This is a genomic window from Hydrobacter penzbergensis (assembly GCF_900106985.1).
In the GTDB taxonomy this organism is placed as follows: Bacteria; Bacteroidota; Bacteroidia; order Chitinophagales; family Chitinophagaceae; genus Sediminibacterium; species Sediminibacterium magnilacihabitans.
The window spans coordinates 1-17,055 of record NZ_FNNO01000015.1; the positions used below are offsets into that span (position 1 = coordinate 1).

The 17,055-nt window shown below is 46.8% G+C and carries 13 protein-coding genes; 8 read left to right on the plus strand and 5 right to left on the minus strand.

Translation table 11 applies throughout. The features are described from left to right. Window positions 1-113: 113 nt before the first annotated feature. Window positions 114-1,346 carry an NADP-dependent isocitrate dehydrogenase gene (locus BLU98_RS14110; RefSeq protein WP_026773331.1) on the minus strand — a complete coding sequence of 411 codons (1,233 nt, stop codon included), beginning with the start codon at window positions 1,344-1,346 and terminating at the stop codon, window positions 114-116. 65 nt (window positions 1,347-1,411) lie between these two features. Next, the gene (locus BLU98_RS14115; RefSeq protein ID WP_092725830.1) at window positions 1,412-3,295 is read right to left on the minus strand and encodes an Nramp family divalent metal transporter; all 1,884 of its coding nucleotides are present in this window, start codon (window positions 3,293-3,295) and stop codon (window positions 1,412-1,414) included. Window positions 3,296-3,431: 136 nt separating this feature from the next. Between BLU98_RS14115 and BLU98_RS14120 the strand changes: the two genes are divergently transcribed. The 3 genes from BLU98_RS14120 to BLU98_RS14130 all read left to right on the plus strand — a co-directional run bounded on the left by BLU98_RS14120 (window position 3,432) and on the right by BLU98_RS14130 (window position 6,790). After that, a complete protein-coding gene (locus tag BLU98_RS14120) occupies window positions 3,432-4,382 on the plus strand; it encodes a hypothetical protein (protein WP_092725832.1) in 951 nt (316 codons plus the stop codon). A gap of 117 nt (window positions 4,383-4,499) precedes the next feature. Continuing rightward, the gene (glgP, locus tag BLU98_RS14125) at window positions 4,500-6,152 is read left to right on the plus strand and encodes an alpha-glucan family phosphorylase (RefSeq protein WP_092726019.1); all 1,653 of its coding nucleotides are present in this window, start codon (window positions 4,500-4,502) and stop codon (window positions 6,150-6,152) included. A gap of 77 nt (window positions 6,153-6,229) precedes the next feature. After that, complete coding sequence (locus tag BLU98_RS14130) at window positions 6,230-6,790, plus strand: UbiX family flavin prenyltransferase (RefSeq protein WP_092725834.1); 561 nt, start codon at window positions 6,230-6,232, stop codon at window positions 6,788-6,790. On the opposite strand, the gene BLU98_RS14135 is transcribed toward BLU98_RS14130, so the two are convergent. Then, window positions 6,787-7,833 (minus strand): formimidoylglutamase, encoded by a 1,047-nt coding sequence (locus BLU98_RS14135; RefSeq protein ID WP_092725836.1) that lies wholly within the window; start codon window positions 7,831-7,833, stop codon window positions 6,787-6,789. The two genes, BLU98_RS14130 and BLU98_RS14135, sit on opposite strands and share 4 nt — an antisense overlap. 56 nt (window positions 7,834-7,889) lie before the next feature. Continuing rightward, on the minus strand, window positions 7,890-9,134 hold the full coding sequence (gene hutI / locus BLU98_RS14140) for an imidazolonepropionase (protein ID WP_092725838.1): 1,245 nt from the start codon (window positions 9,132-9,134) through the stop codon (window positions 7,890-7,892). Window positions 9,135-9,350: 216 nt separating this feature from the next. Here hutI and BLU98_RS14145 point away from each other — a divergent pair, with 216 nt between their 5' ends. Both BLU98_RS14145 and ctlX read left to right on the plus strand, forming a co-directional pair. Beyond that, on the plus strand, window positions 9,351-10,787 hold the full coding sequence (locus tag BLU98_RS14145) for an arginine deiminase family protein (protein WP_092725840.1): 1,437 nt from the start codon (window positions 9,351-9,353) through the stop codon (window positions 10,785-10,787). A 5-nt stretch (window positions 10,788-10,792) separates the two neighbouring features. Next, on the plus strand, window positions 10,793-11,707 hold the full coding sequence (gene ctlX, locus BLU98_RS14150; RefSeq protein WP_092725843.1) for a citrulline utilization hydrolase CtlX: 915 nt from the start codon (window positions 10,793-10,795) through the stop codon (window positions 11,705-11,707). Here ctlX and BLU98_RS14155 read toward each other — a convergent pair. Beyond that, entirely contained in the window at window positions 11,694-12,575 is an 882-nt protein-coding gene (locus BLU98_RS14155) for an SDR family oxidoreductase (RefSeq protein ID WP_092725845.1), read from the minus strand. The genes ctlX and BLU98_RS14155 overlap by 14 nt on opposite strands. Before the next feature lie 160 nt (window positions 12,576-12,735). Here BLU98_RS14155 and pfkA point away from each other — a divergent pair, with 160 nt between their 5' ends. The 3 genes from pfkA to BLU98_RS14170 all read left to right on the plus strand — a co-directional run bounded on the left by pfkA (window position 12,736) and on the right by BLU98_RS14170 (window position 17,038). Beyond that, the gene (pfkA, locus tag BLU98_RS14160) at window positions 12,736-13,722 is read left to right on the plus strand and encodes a 6-phosphofructokinase (protein ID WP_092725847.1); all 987 of its coding nucleotides are present in this window, start codon (window positions 12,736-12,738) and stop codon (window positions 13,720-13,722) included. A gap of 39 nt (window positions 13,723-13,761) precedes the next feature. Continuing rightward, window positions 13,762-15,252 (plus strand): pyruvate kinase, encoded by a 1,491-nt coding sequence (gene pyk, locus BLU98_RS14165; RefSeq protein ID WP_092725849.1) that lies wholly within the window; start codon window positions 13,762-13,764, stop codon window positions 15,250-15,252. A 154-nt stretch (window positions 15,253-15,406) separates the two neighbouring features. Next, complete coding sequence (locus BLU98_RS14170) at window positions 15,407-17,038, plus strand: beta-N-acetylhexosaminidase (protein WP_092725851.1); 1,632 nt, start codon at window positions 15,407-15,409, stop codon at window positions 17,036-17,038. Window positions 17,039-17,055 lie beyond the last annotated feature (17 nt).

A 17,055-nucleotide genomic window follows, 5' to 3' on the forward strand; every position in this document is an offset into this window, starting at 1 on the left:
ATTGTATGATAACCTATATCTTTTTATTCACCTCCATTGTGCACAAACCCACCCTTAAAAATAAAAAGAGGCTGCCCTTTTGAGACAGCCTCTTTGTCTTTTATCCGAAAATTTTATTTACCCAGTTTGGCTTTCAGGTTCTGGTCCAGCGCATCGAGGAATTCCTCGGTGTACAGGTAATGTTCACCATGGTTCACTTTATTGCCATGGATACATACAGCGAGGTCTTTGGTCATCTTACCACTTTCCACTGTTTCTACACATACCTGCTCCAGTGCTTGACAGAAATTGATCAGCTCCTGGTTACCATCCAGCTTACCACGGAATTCCAGTCCACGTGTCCATGCAAAGATGGAAGCGATGGGGTTGGTAGAAGTAGGCTTCCCTTTCTGGTATTCGCGGTAGTGACGTGTTACGGTACCGTGTGCGGCTTCAGCTTCCATCACTTTGCCATCGGGTGTTACCAGTGTGGAAGTCATCAGTCCGAGTGAACCGAAACCTTGTGCAACTGTATCGCTCTGCACATCCCCATCGTAGTTTTTACAAGCCCATACGAAATTACCATGCCATTTCAGTGCACTAGCCACCATGTCATCGATCAGACGGTGTTCGTAAGTGATACCGGCTGCATCGAAAGCAGCTTTGAATTCTTTCTGGTAAATGTCTTCAAAAATATCTTTGAAACGGCCATCGTATTTTTTAAGGATGGTGTTCTTGGTAGAAAGATACAGGGGCCATTTTTTCATCAGGGCCTGGTTAAAGCAGGCGCGTGCAAATCCCTGGATACTTTCATCGGTATTGTACATGGTGAGGGCTACGCCATCGCCTTTGAAATTGTACACTTCGAATTCCTGAACGGTTCCGTCTTCTCCTTCGAATTTAACGGTGAGCTTGCCCTTTCCTTTGGTCACAAAATCTGTGGCGCGGTACTGGTCGCCAAAAGCATGACGGCCAATGCAGATGGGGGCAGTCCAGTTGGGCACCAGCCTGGGCACATTGGAACAAACGATGGGCTCACGGAAAACGGTACCATCGAGAATGTTACGGATGGTTCCGTTCGGGCTCTTCCACATTTGTTTCAGGTTGAATTCTTTCACACGCGCTTCATCGGGTGTGATGGTAGCACATTTGATACCAACGCCATATTGCCTGATGGCATTGGCCGCATCTATCGTTACCTGGTCGTTTGTCTCATCACGGTATTCCACGCCAAGGTCATAGTATTTAATGTCAACTTCAATATAAGGAAGTATCAGTTTTTCTTTGATGAATTTCCAGATGATCCTTGTCATCTCATCTCCATCCAGTTCCACGACCGGATTAGCTACTTTGATTTTTTGTGGCATGAACGATTGCTTTTATTGATTGTAAAACGGAGCAAATGTACGTCAAATGAAGTTTCAAAATTTGGCTAAACATTCACGATTAATACCGGTATGGGCAGCGCGTGCCTTACGTCTTCAATGGTTTCCCCGAAGAGATAATCCTTGAGACCGCTGTGCCTGTGGGCGCCCATCACCAGCAGATCGGCCTTCGAATCCTTCACGATCCGGATGATCTCATTCACCCGGCTCCGGTATCCCAATGCGGTCTCTACATGGTAACCCATGTCGCGCAGCTGGTGGGCATAGGCCTCCAAGCGGTTACGGTCGCGGCGGGTTTCGTCGTCATCGCTGGCCGATCCCAGGTAGCTGGCCGATACGCTTTCTACCACGTGCAATAAAATATAGTGGACCGATTTTTTGCCCTGGGTTACCGCATGGGCGATGAGCTTTTCATCGGCAATAGAAAAATCAAGCGATACCGCGATCCGTTCTGTGGGTTTCACCACCAGGTTGCGCAGGTTTGCTACATCGCCGTGCATGGGAGGAACCTGGCGGCGGGCTTTGTATTTGCGCACCAGGGGCTGGAAAGTCATGATGAGGAACAGCCAGGTAAACCCGGGTATCGCCAGCGCCACCAGTATTTTCCATATCCAAAGTCCTTCTGAATGGAACAATTGCGTTGTTTCTTCAGCAACCAATTTTACGTTAAGGATCACCAGGATCAACGCTACCAGCCAGGCCAGTACTTTGATGCGCCAGGAAATGGCAAACTCCCCCATCGTTTCTTTATCGCTCACAAAATGGATCAGCGGGATCACGGCAAAGCCCAGTTGCAGGCTCAGTATCACCTGGCTCAATACCAACAGGTCGTCTACTTTTCCTTCACCATAAATCAATATCACTACTACTGCGGGTATGATGGCAATGAGGCGTGTGAGCAATCTTCTGAGCCAGGGATTCAGTCGCAGGCGCAGGTATCCTTCCATCACAATCTGACCCGCCAAAGTACCTGTAACGGTTGAGCTTTGTCCCGCTGCGATCAAAGCCACTGCAAACAACACCGGCGCCAGTCTCGTACCCAACAAGGGTTGCAACAGGCGATGGGCATCTTCAATCCGTGCCACTTGTGTGTTACCAGTCTTGAAAAAAACGGCTGCTGCCAGCACCATGATGGCAGTGTTCACAAAAAAAGCGCTGTTCAATGCAATGAAACTGTCGATCAGGTTGTACCTGATGGCCCGCCATATCCCTGGCTTATCATCACTGATCTTTCTTGTCTGTACCAGCGCCGAATGCAGGTACAGGTTATGCGGCATCACTGTAGCGCCAATGATACCTACTGCAATATAGAGTGCATCGTTATCGAGTGCAGAAGGCACGAGGCCGGTTACTACTTCTTCCAGGTGAGGTTCAGCGAGAAACAATTCCACCAAAAAAGAACACCCGATCGTAGCCACCAATGCAATGATGAAGGCTTCCATTTTGCGAATGCCGTAACGCTGCAACAAAAGAAAAAGAAAAGTGTCGAGCAGGGTAATAACGGTACCCCATATCAATGGCAAGCCTGTGAGGAGGTTGATACCAATGGCCATGCCCAGCACTTCGGCCAGGTCGGTAGCGGCGATGGCCAGTTCGGCCAGGATGTAGAGGCAGAAGTTAACCAGTGGCGGATAGGTCTCGCGGTTGGCTTGTGCCAGGTCGCGACGGCGAACGATGCCCAGCCTGGCGCTGAGGCCCTGCAGGAGCAAAGCCATTAAGTTGCTCATCAGCAATACCCAAATCAGCTGGTAACCAAAGCGGGAACCTCCCTGCAAATCAGTAGCCCAGTTACCGGGATCCATATAACCCACACTTACCAGGTAAGCAGGCCCTATATAGGCCAATATGCGCTTCCACCCTTTGCGCGGGGTGGTAGTATCTACCGATTCATGCACTTCACTCAGCGACTGGTCTGTCTGCACCCTGTTCATTATGAGTCTAAATTAAACATTTAGACAAATCTAAATTATTTTATCGATAACACTGTCCGCCTAGTCACTTCACGCGAAACGCTTACATTTATGGCATAAAACCGGGCAAAGCAATTATTACACAAACAATATCTGAATGAAAAAATGGATCGCTGGCTTTTTACTATTGGGTATTTTATCCTGTAAAGAGAAAAAGACCGACTTCTCAGGCGATGTGCCGCTCAAAGCTTCCGATTTTATCGGAGCGTTTCCGAAGATCACAACGGTATTCAATGTGACGGATACCAATGTAGGCAAAAAAGCAGATACCCTTACCATCGGCTACAAGGCGCTGGAGCAGTTTGTGCCCGACAGTGCGCTTGATATACTAACGGGGAAAGATAAGAAGCGCTTGCAGATACACCCTGTTGGATTGATCGAAAAGGACAAGGAAAATTATCTCCTGCTCAATTTCGTTAAACGGAACAAGACAACCCTGGGAGTGATCGTGACCGATAAGAAGATCAAATTCCTGGGTGCCAAAGAGCTGTTATCCAATGCCAGGGATGATGGATATACGCATTCTGTTTCTGTGAACCGCGAGCCCACTTTCATCGTCAGCAAAGAAAGGATGGGGAAAGACAATACCCTGTTGTTTTCACGTACCGGCTGGGTGTTCAACAATGCGGGATTGTTCATGGTAGCGATACATGATTCCAATGAAGAACCGCGGAAATCGGCTATCATCAACCCTATTGATACATTGTCGCGTAAAAACAAGCTCAGCGGCGATTATGTGCAGGATAAAAAGAATTTTGTATCGTTGCGTGACGGAAAAGATCCCAGCCACTATGTCTTCTTCATTCATTTTGAAAAAGATGGTGGCAGTTGCACCGGTGAACTGAAAGGCCAGTTGGTTATTCATACACCCAATACAGCCCAATTTTCAGCGAGTGGCGACCCCTGTGTGATCGATTTCAACTTTGAAGGCAATACATTAAAGATCAAGGAAAAAGGTAGTTGCGGCAACCATCGCGGTATCAAATGTTTCTTCGATGATTCCTTCCGTAAGAAAAGGGAACCCAAAACCGCCCGTAAGCAGGGGTAACCCGAACGATTGTATCAATCTTAAACATGTTTCCCACAGACCAATGTGTATAAAATACATGTTAATTGAAAAAACCTATATTGCGCAACTAAATTGTATCAAAGCAAGCAACCCATCATGAATTTCAGAAATTTCCAGGTTCCCTATCAGATCAGTGAACAGTACAGCAAGAAAGCGGCTTATTTTTCTATGGAATTTGCCGTTCATCAACCTTTGAAAATATACAGCGGCGGCCTGGGCTTCCTGGCCGGATCGCATCTGCGCAGCGCCTATGAATTGCGGCAGAACCTTATCGGTGTGGGCATTTTATGGAAATACGGTTATTACGACCAGGCACGTAACCAGGACCAGACCCTGCAGGTGACTTTTATGGAAAAGCTCTACAGTTTTCTGGAAGATACCGGTATTAAATTCCAGATATCGATACATGATCATCCGGTATGGGTGAAAGCCTATTACCTGCATCCGGAAACTTTTTGCAGTGCACCCCTGTTCCTGCTGAGCACCGACTTGCCGGAGAACGATTATGTATCGCAAACCATTACCCACCGTTTATACGATGCCAATGTGGCCACTAAAGTGGCTCAGTTCATCCTGTTGGGCGTGGGTGGCGCGAAGCTGATAGACGAGCTCGGTTTCAACCCCGATGTGTATCACCTGAACGAAGCACACGGCATTTCTTCCGCTTTTTACCTGCTCAACAAATTCAAGAGCGTAGAGAAAGTGAAGGAACACCTGGTATTCACTACCCATACACCCGAAGAAGCCGGCAACGAGAAGCACGATATTTATCTCTGTCATAAAATGAGTTATTTCTGCGGACTCAGCATCGATGAAGTGCGCAAGCTCACCGGCATCAAAGACGACCAGTTCAACCATTCACTGGCAGCACTTCGCTTTGCCCGCAAAGCCAACGGCGTATCTGCTTTGCACGGTCGCGTGAGCCGTGAAATGTGGAAGAACTATGAAGGCATTTGTCCGATCGCTTCCATCACCAACGCGCAAAACTGGCGTTACTGGGCCGATAAACAATTGTATCGTTTCCAGGAAGAAGGCAATGATCTTGGGTTCGATGACCGCAAAAAATACCTGAAGAAAAGGGCTTTTGAGATCGTTGCCGATCAAACCGGGAAGGTTTTTGATCCGAATGTGCTCACCATTGTATGGGCCAGGCGTTTTGCCGGCTACAAGCGTGCCGATATGCTCACCTACGATATGGAGCGTTTTGAGGCATTGCTGAATAATCCGAAATACCCTGTACAGATCATCTGGGCAGGTAAACCCTACCCTGTTGATTACCCGGCTATTTCGCAGTTCAACAACCTGGTACACCTGAGCAAGAACTACAAAAACGTAGCAGTATTGATCGGTTATGAACTGGGGTTGAGCAAGCGATTGAAGCAGTCGGCCGACGTATGGCTGAACAACCCGCGTGTACCCCGCGAAGCATCGGGTACCAGTGGTATGACGGCCGCTATGAACGGAGCCGTGAACTTTTCTACCGATGATGGCTGGATACCTGAATTCGTGAACCATGGCAACAATGGTTTCGTGGTACCCAAGGCCGATTATGGCAACATGACCGTACATGACCAGGACGAATACGACCTGCATAAGGTGTATGAAATCCTGGAACAACAAATACTGCCCATCTACTACGATAATTTCGATACCTGGAGGCAGATCATGAAAAACGGTATGCGTGATGTGCGTTTCCAGTTCGACAGCAACAGGATGGCGCATGAGTACTACGAGATCATGTATAAATAGATGTTAGTTGTGAGTTGTTAGATTAATTCTAGCAACTCACAACTAACAACTCTCAACTATAATTCTATCTTTGGCGGATGAATAAAGTTGCCCTAGCTATTACCGGAGCCAGCGGAGCCATTTATGCAAAGCTGTTACTGGATAAGTTGTTATTGCTGAAAACACAATATGCTGAAGTGGGTATTGTGATGAGCAAAAATGCAGAAGAGGTATGGCAGACAGAATTAGGCAATGATAGTTATCGCAAATACCCTTTCCGTTTTTTTGATAAACATGATTTCAAAGCGCCCTTTGCTTCGGGATCGACGCATTACAATATTATGATGGTAGCGCCCTGTAGTATGGGCACGCTGGGCAGGATTGCAAGTGGTGTAAGTGACGATCTGGTTACCCGTAGCGCCGATGTGATGCTGAAAGAAAGACGCAAGCTCATTTTACTGGTGCGCGAAACGCCTTACAACCTTATTCATATCCGGAACATGGAAACAGTAACACTGGCAGGGGGCATTATTTGCCCTGCCAGTCCTTCTTTTTACAGTAAACCTGTTACCATTGAGGCAGCTGCATCTACTGTAGTAGATCGCATGCTCGATTTAGCAGGATTTGAAATTAACAGCTTTCGTTGGGGGAGCGCTTAACTCTTGGCTTTCAGAAAATCGCTCACCAGATAACTGATCAGCTTCCCTGTATCGGCGCTGGTTCTTCCGTTAGACAACTGTGCAGCACCTTCACAAATATGCAGATATGCCACTTTGCTGTCTGCTGCCGTAAAATTGATATACTGTCGGGCATGCTGAATGCTGATACCGGCTGGACTGGAAGCGCTGCTCAACACATTTGCAACTGAATCGAGGTCTATTTCTATTCCACACAGACTATCTTCTGTAAAGCCTGTTGCATGGCCAATGGCTTGCAGGAAAGTTCTTTTTTCGTGCACGAATATGTCTTCATAAGTAATGCAATCAACAAAGGGATTGTTCACAATATCCATCCACACATTTTGAGGCAGGTAGTTTTCATGTATGCCCACCACACAATATTTTTCCAGGTAACCATCGGCCTCTGCGTAAGTAAAACCGTTACCGCTGTGCCGGCCTTCCATGGGCCTGAAATCGGTGTGGGCATCAAGGTTAATGGCATTGATCTGTGCAATGGGCAGGATACCTGCTTTGTGAAATCCTTTGGCAGCGCCTTTGATGCAGGGATAAGCATTATTATGCCCACCACCAATGACAACCGGTATCTTTTTATTCTGCGTAATCATATGCACCAACTGCTCCACTTCATCATCGATCATGTTAACAGCATGCCGGCGGGCTTCCAGCTTCTCGTCGAAATCATGGGCATTTTGTTCTATCAGGGATTCAATGTCTGAGAAATCAAAATGTCCCAACAGGAGGATATTACTCCCTTCCAGGAAATCATTGCTCTGAATATTCAGGAACGACTGTAAAAAAGGCACCCAGACCGAATCGGCTCCTCCGATACCCATATTGGCTTTTACTCCGATGTCTTCGGGTATACCAAACAAAACAAATGGCGCAGTGGACTGTTGCAATGTTGTTTCGAGTAAATGGGGGCCGGCCGATACCTGCACCCGCTCTCCGAGCTTGGTTTCATAACGGCGGATTTTTGTGAGAGACAAAACATCCTGCTTGTCGTAGAATTTAAAATGCTTCATCTTATTAACAGGTTTCCTTTCCGGTTAAGTTAACATATTCACCCGAAAACATAAAATCACTTTTCTATCCATTCTCCGTTGATCATCACCCTGTCTACCAGGTTCGACCCGAACGCATAAGGCAAATAAGCCAGCGAAGGGATGGGTTTCGTAAAAATGAGGTTGGCTTTTTTACCTACTGTAATACTACCCAGTCGATCGCCCAATTCCATAGCATAAGCGCCGTTCATCGTGGCGGCATTGATGGCTTCTTCGGGTGATAGTTTCATTTGTATACAGCTCATGGATACCACCAGGTTCATATTGCCGCTTGGGCTCGAGCCGGGATTGTAGTCAGACGCCAGCGCTATGGCACAGCCTGCATCTATCAATTGCCTCGCTGGTTGAAAAGGCATGCGCAGAAAAAAGGCGGCCGTAGGCAACAATGTACCGATGGTATTGGAAGCAGCGAGCGCTTTAATGGCATCAGCATCCATGGTTTCGAGATGATCTACTGATAGGGCACCCAATTGTACGCCCACTTGTACACCGCCCGAGAGATGCAATTGGTTGGCGTGTATTTTGGGTTTCAATCCTGCCATCATACCTGCTTTGCAAATGGTGATGGTTTCAGCCGGTGAAAAGAACCCTTCTTCACAAAAAACATCGATGTAGTCGGCCAGTCTTTCTTTTGCTATCTCAGGTAACATATCATGAATCATGAGATCGATGTAACCCTGGTGATCATTACGATAAACCAGTGGATAAGTATGTGCCCCTAAAAATGTAGCTTTGATGGGGATGGGTGAAACGGCCTTCAGCTTTTTGATCACCCGCAGCATTTTCAACTCTCCTTGCACCGATAAACCATACCCGCTTTTGATCTCAATAGCGCCTGTACCCAGGCGGATCAGTTCATATAAACGTTGCAGCGATTGTTCGAAAAGCTGCTCTTCGGGCATTTCCTGCAGCTTGCGGGCAGAGTTAAGAATACCACCGCCTTTGGCGGCGATGGCTTCATAGCTCATTCCCCTGATCTTGTCTACAAACTCTTCTTCCCTGCTGGCTGCAAAAACCAGGTGGGTATGACTGTCGCACCAGGCAGGTAAAACAAAAGCGCCCCGGGCATCAATGACGGTTGGATTCGAAAGTTCCTGCTTATCAATGTCTTTCATGAGACCATACGCTGCAATCCTTTCATCATCCAGCAACAAAAAAGCATCTTCTACACAAGGCAGTTCTCTTAGTGCCGCACCTCGCAAAACAGTGCTGGTATTTCTTGTACCGACCAGGCATTTAATGTGGGTAATCAACCTGAGCATGTACACAATATACCCCCTTTCCACTTGTTAAACAATCTTGTGCAGATACATGGTTCAAAAGAATGTTGTACATTGCATATATGCATACCTGCAGCAGTTTTGTTTTTTTGACAGCGCATTTTGCCTGGATGTATCGCGGCCTCAATCCCATGCCCGATCATTAAGTTCATCTGTGTAACAACGGAAAACTTAATTTTTTCATCAACCCAACATTTTATGGATCAACTATTATCGGTTACCTCGGAAATCGGTACCCTGAAACGTTTATTGGTTCACAGTCCGGATAGCGGACTGGGAAAAGTAGTACCATCGAAAGCGCAGGACTGGTTATTTGAAGACATCGTTCACCTCGACACCATTCGCAAAGACGAATACGATTATTACACCAAATTATTACTCTACTTCCTCGATCCTGAAAAGATCAATGGGAAACTCAGTACAATTGACGATCCTGCTTCCGACAGAAGTTTTTACAAACCTTGCCACCCTTCTTTTTTTCAATCGGATAAAGTGATAGAACTGGAATGGTTACTGGCAAGCATACTGGACAGCCACGAGATTAGGGTAAAACTGGTGGCTTCTGTTTGTGCCATAGAAGGATGCACATACCGTGTGCAACAGGAACTGCTGAACTATACACCCAACGACCTGGCCAAAACATTTATCACCGGCTCTTCAACAGACAAGCACCTGCTGTTTGCCCCCATTCCCAATTTTATTTTCACCAGGGATATTGGCATTACCATCAAAGACCACTTCTTGCTCAACAAACCAGCCAAGAAAGCACGCACACGCGAAGCATTACTGGCCAAGTATATTTTCTTCCATCACCCTTTCTTTGAAAAATGGAAACAGAATATCATTGAGCTGACGGACTCGCACCATGGCTTCCTGTTGCCCAAAGACGATGACGATCGCAAGATGACGCTGGAAGGCGGCGACATCATGGTAGTAAGCGATAACCATGTATTGGTAGGCGTTAGTGAAAGGACCAGTTCAGAAGCGGCAGCCAGGATCACCAATATCCTGTTTGAAAAAAACATCGTAGAAAAAGTAACCATCATCCGAATTCCCAAGAAAAGGGATTACATGCATATCGACACGGTATTCACACAAGTAAAGCGGGATGTGTGGGTGATGCTGGGTAATTTCTCGCGCAAAGTCACCCGCCAGGAAGATGCCAATGCCATTGAACGCGTGCTGGAGATCAAGAAAGAAGAAAAGATCAAGATCCTGCAATTCCATAAAAAGCAACCTCATCACCCCATTACATTTGAAAGCCTGGAAGACCTGCTGACCGATGTGAGCAAAAATGATCTGCATTGTGAAGGAGAAGTACAGTTTATTTTCTCGGGAAATAATGAGTTCCCTTATAATGCCAGGGAACAATGGACAGATTCCTGCAACCTGCTGGCCCTGAAAGAAGGGGTGGTATTGGGATACGACCGTAACGATAAAACAACAGAAGCCTTTCGCAATGCCGGTTTCAGGATCGTTTATGCAAAAGAATTGTTGCAGCAATTGGATGCAGGAACAGTGATCATTGATGAAATATCCGATACACTCATACTGATGCCATCGGCCGAGCTTTCGAGAGCCAGGGGTGGATTTCATTGCATGAGTTTGCCTTTGTGGCGTGAACCTTTACAATAATACCCATGCAACACAGTTCACATATACTCATGATCAAACCGGTGTGTTTCGATTTCAATACCGAAACAGCTGTGAACAATAGTTTCCAGGTACAATCGAACGACGAAACATTACAGGAAAAAGCGGCTGCAGAGTTCGACCATTTTACCAACCTGTTGCTGGATAATGGTATTGAACTGACTATTGTGCATGACACACCCGAACCGCATACGCCAGATTCTATTTTCCCCAATAACTGGATCTCTTTTCATACCAACGGCACCATCTGCCTCTACCCCATGTTTGCTGTGAACCGCAGGCAGGAAAGAAAACAACAAGTACTCGACCGCATCAACGAGCAATTCAAAGTGGCGGGTATAGTAGACCTTACTGGTTATGAAAACAATGGGCTTTTTTTAGAAGGTACCGGCAGCATGGTGCTCGACAGGGATCATGCCATTGCTTATGCCTGCCTCTCGCCCCGCACGAATGCTATTGTGCTGGACGACTGGTGCAAACGTTTCGGATACAGGGCTGTTCGTTTTACCGCAACCGATGCCAAAGGTATTCCCATCTATCATACCAACGTAATGATGTGTGTGGCGGATGTTTATGCAGTGATCTGTTTGGAAAGTATTGCCAGCAACACAGAAAAGCAACAAGTGGTGCAAGCTTTACAAAGCAGCGGCAAAGAGATCATCGACATCAGCTTTGAACAGATGAATCGTTTTGCGGGGAATATGCTACAGGTACACAACAAGTACGGTCAGCATTTCCTGGTGATGTCGTCACAGGCTTTTCATAGCTTAACAAAAGAACAGGTACAAAAACTGGAATCGTTCAATCCCATCCTGCATGCCGATATTACTACCATTGAAACCAATGGCGGTGGCAGCGCCCGTTGTATGATGGCCGAAGTTTTTCTTCCTACAAAAAGCTGAGCCTTACCCCTTCTTCAAAATCAACCGGTGCATAACCCAATTCGCGGATGGCTTTGCTGATCTTCAATCCCGAGCGTTTGGCCCTGCGCACCGGCTCGGGGAAAGTATCGGAAGTAACGGGTTGGATCAACGCACTGTTGAGCCCCAATGTCTTTGCCACAGTAAGCGCCATCTCATAAGGCGATACAATGTTCTTACCGGCCAGGTGGTACACACCTCTTGTACGATGTTCTATGATCTGTGTAATACCCGCACAGAGATCGCCCACATAAGTCGGCGTACGTTGTTGATCGGTTACTACTTTAATGGCCTTGCCTTGTTCCAGGTTGTTCTTCACCCAGTGTAAAAAACTGGGACGCATACCCTCGAGACATTTGCCATAAATGAAGACCGGTCGCACAATACAGTGATCCAATACACTTTGTTGCAGCAGTTGTTCTGCCCGCAGCTTGCTTTCTCCATAGAAATTCAACGGTCCGGGTTCATCGTCTTCACTATGAGGGCCATCTTCCCCAAAAATGAAATCCGTAGAAATATATACAAAATGCGAATTTGTATTTTTAGCAGCATCTGCCAGGTAACGGGTAGCTTCTACATTGTATGCAAGACATTTTTCAGAATCTGCATTGCACTCATCGGGTTTGCTCAACGCCGCAGTATGTACGATGGCATCGGGCATCAAATCGCGAATTATTTGCGTTACTGTACGAACATCCGTTAGTTCCAGTGAATGGTAACAAATATTTTTCACGGGTGAAAACCTGCTCTCTCCCCGTGAGAGTGCATGCACTTCAAACCCTTTACCAGCAAGGGATAGCGACAAATGCCGACCTAAAAATCCGTTAGAACCCGTTACAATTATTTTCATTTTACAAGATTACTAATAATATGCAATTCACTATCCGAACTTGGCATTTACTATCAAATGCTTATTTTTGAAACTCCGTGTAGCAAGTACACTTTTAGTGGTTACAGGAACAAATATCAAAACCCATTAGTCGCATTAAAGAAGAATCGCATATCTAAAAATGTCTGCAAGAAAAGTTACTAAGATTGGCGTACTGACCTCAGGAGGAGACGCCCCGGGTATGAATGCAGCCGTGAGAGCTGTAGTCAGAACCGGTATTTATCATGGATTGGAAGTTTTCGGAATCATACGCGGTTACAGCGGAATGATAGATGACGACATTATCCCCATGGATTCCCGTTCTGTTGCCAATATCATCCAACGCGGCGGAACCATTCTCAAAACAGCCCGGTGCAAAGAATTTTTTGAACACGAAGGCCGTAAAAAAGCCTTTGAGAACCTCAAGAAAAAAGGGATTGACGGATTGGTGATCATTGGCGGCGATGGCAGTTTCCGTGGCGCGCAAAAGTTCAGCAACGAATTCGATATACCCTGTATTGGTTTGCCCGGCACCATTGATAAAGATATTGCCGGTACCGATTTTACCATTGGATTCGACACGGCGGTAAATACGGCCGTGGATGCCATTGACAAGATCAGGGATACTGCCGACGCGCACGACCGTTTATTCATTGTGGAAGTGATGGGCCGCGATGCCGGTTATATTGCGTTGCATAGCGGTATCGCTACAGGCGCTGAGAATATCCTCATTCCTGAGAGCAAGACCGATATGGAAGAACTGGTCCATTCGCTCACCGAAAAAGAAAAGCGAAAGAAACTCGTGAACCTGGTGGTGGTAGCCGAAGGCGATGAATTCGGTGGCGCCAATGAAGTGGCGGCCGTTATCAAAAAGCGCATACCTCAAGCCGATGTACGGGTTTGTATCCTGGGCCATATCCAGCGTGGCGGCTCTCCTACCTGTCTCGACAGGCTCATTGCCAGCCGCATGGGCTATCATGCAGTGGAATGCCTGCTCACCGGCAAGCACAATGTAATGGTAGGCATCGTAAACAACAACCTGTATTATACACCGCTTGACAATGCCATCAAGGCCAAACAAAAAATATCGGAAGAATGGCTGAAGATCGTGAAGATACTCGCCAGCTAAACACTAACCCATTTATTTCACCCCCCAACTGAATAAAAAATGTCAAAGAATATAGATAAGTACCTGCACAAGGATATGAACAAAGAAGCGGGTATCGACCATGTGAACCATCGTACCAAGATCGTAGCTACCGTGGGTCCCGCTTGCGATACATACGAAAAACTGCTTGAATTGGTACAGGCAGGTGTGAATGTTTTCAGGCTCAACTTCTCGCATGGCAGTCATGAAGACAAAGCGCGCATCATTGAACATATCCGCAACATCAATAAAACCCAGCCTTATAATATTTCCATCCTGGCCGATTTGCAGGGCCCCAAGCTCCGTGTAGGTGAGATCTTAAACAACGCGTTGGAAGTGAAAGTGGGCGATATCCTCACATTCACCAATGAAAAATGCATCGGTACGCTGGAGAAGATCTATGTTTCTTACCCCAACCTGGCCGGCGACGTAACAATCGGCAACATTATCCTGATAGACGATGGCAAACTGGAAGTGAAAGTAGTGAGCATTGAAAAGAACGGCGATGTAAAAGTAGTGGTAACGCTGGGCGGTATCCTTTCTTCCAAGAAAGGGATCAACCTTCCTGATACCAAAATCTCTTTGCCTGCGTTGACCGAGAAAGACCTGGCCGACCTGGAATTCATCATTGAACAAAAATGCGACTGGGTAGCGTTGAGTTTTGTACGCAGCGTGAACGATATTGTTGATCTGAAGAGAAGACTCAGGGAGAAACAAAGCAAGAGCAAGATCATTGCTAAAATTGAAAAACCCGAAGCACTCACCAATATCCGTGACATCATTGTAGAAAGCGATGGTATCATGGTGGCCCGTGGCGACCTGGGTGTGGAACTGCCCGTAGAGCGTATTCCGCTGATCCAGAAAGAACTGATCCGTAAATGTCTCCACCGCGCCAAGCCGGTGATCGTGGCTACACAGATGATGGAAAGCATGATCGACCGCGTAAAACCCAACCGCAGTGAGATCACCGACGTGGCCAATGCCGTACTGGAAGGTGCCGATGCGGTGATGTTGAGCGGTGAGACCGCTACCGGCCAGCACCCTGCACTGGTAGTACAAACCATGCGCAAGATCATCATGGAAGTGGAAAGCAAAGAATACCGTTACAACCGTTCGGAAGACCTGAAACCGCAACCCCACTCTCCTTCTTTCCACAGCGATGCCGTTTGCTACAATGCCTGTAAGATCTCTGAAGACGTGCAAGCCAAAGCATTGATTGGTATGACGCAGAGTGGTTATACCGCCTTCATGCTGAGCAGCTATCGCCCATCTTCTCCGCTGTATATCTTCACCAAGGAAAAAACACTGGTGAACCAACTGAGTCTCAGTTGGGGTGTACGTGCTTTCTATTATGCAGAAGAAGACAGCCTGGACGATATCATTTTTGACCAGATCAATATCCTCAAAGAGCGTGGTTTTGTCAATACCAATGATGTGGTGGTGAATACTGGAAGCACGCCGGTGCACCTGCACCTTCCTACCAATATCATCAAGATAACCAAAGCAGAATAAGCTGATATCATCTTATTAAAAAGCCCACTGTAATCACAGATGGGCTTTTTTAATGCCATTTACACACGCAAACGATTGTGTCTTTTAATGTTTCAACTCCAGATTGTTAGAAAGAGGCTGTACATTAGCAGCATTCTTTAACCATATTCACGTCATGAAAAAAACATTGCTAGCTTTATTGATGCTTCCGCTGATGCAGTTACAAGCACAAAGTGTAAACATCATTCCCCAACCGGCCAAGATGGAAGTTGGGCAGGGTCATTTTACGATTGATGCCAATACCAAGATCATTGTAAGTGGCGCCGGGATGGAAAAATCTGCCCGTTTCCTGAATGATTACCTGCAAAAATTTTATGGGTTCAATTTAAAGGTGATCAAAGGCAAAGCTGCTTCGGGCATTGTGCTGAAGCAGGCCGCCATGACAAACGGTGTGGATGGCGCTTATACCATGAACATCGACAAAAGCGGTGTAACCATTGCCGGTCATACTGAGAATGGTACATTTTATGGCATCCAGTCGCTCATTCAATTATTACCGCTGGAAAAAAGCAAAACATTCACTGTTCCTTTTCTCAGCATAGAAGACAGGCCCCGCTTCGCATACCGCGGTATGCACCTCGATGTGGGCCGTCATTTCTTCCCCGTTGATTTCATTAAAAAATACATCGACTTCATTGCCATGTACAAGCTCAACACTTTCCACTGGCATTTAACGGAAGACCAGGGATGGCGTATTGAGATCAGGCAATATCCCCGTCTTACATCGGTGGGCGGTTTCAGGAACGGTACCATCATTGGCCGTTATCCTGGTAAAGGAAACGATGGCATCCGTCGTGGTGGTTTTTATACCCAGCAACAGGTGAAAGAAATTGTGAAATACGCGAGTGACCGTTACATCACCGTGATCCCCGAGATTGAATTGCCCGGTCACTCTTCTGCCGCTATCGCCGCTTACCCGCAACTGAGCTGCTTCCCAGATGAGTCTACCAAACATCCCGCCAAGACCGCATGGCATGGTGATTCTACCGGTAAGCAAGTGCAGCAGGTTTGGGGCGTATTCCCCGATGTGTTTGCTCCTACCGAGTATACATTCAAGTTCCTGGAAAACGTACTGGATGAAGTGATCGCTTTGTTCCCCAGCAAATACATCCATATCGGCGGCGATGAGTGCCCCAAAGAAAGCTGGAAGCGTTCTGCTTTCTGCCAGCAACTGATCAAGGAAAAAGGGTTGAAAGACGAGCATGGCCTGCAGAGTTATTTTATCCAGCGTATTGAAAAATACCTGAACAGCAAAGGAAGGCAGATCATCGGCTGGGATGAGATATTGGAAGGCGGTCTCGCGCCCAATGCCACTGTCATGAGCTGGCGCGGCGAGCAGGGCGGTATTGAAGCTGCCAGGCAAAAACACAATGTGATCATGACGCCCGGCGGATGGATGTATTTCGACCATTCTCAGGATAAGAAAGAAGACTCTGTTACCATCGGCGGATATACCACCGTTCAGAAAGTGTACAGCTATGAGCCCATACCCAAAGAGTTGTCGGCCGAAGATGCAAAATATGTATTGGGTGCACAGGCGAATATATGGACTGAGTACATGAACAATGTATCCAAAGTAGAGTACATGATCTTCCCGCGCATGAGCGCCCTGAGTGAAGTGCTCTGGAGCCAGCAATCACAGCGCAACTGGAATCGGTTCGATCAGAAACTGCGCGCCGAGTTCAAGCGTTACGACTGGTGGAAAGTGAATTACAGCAAGGCTTATTTTGATCCTGCTAATAACTAACACCAAATCATTTCTTT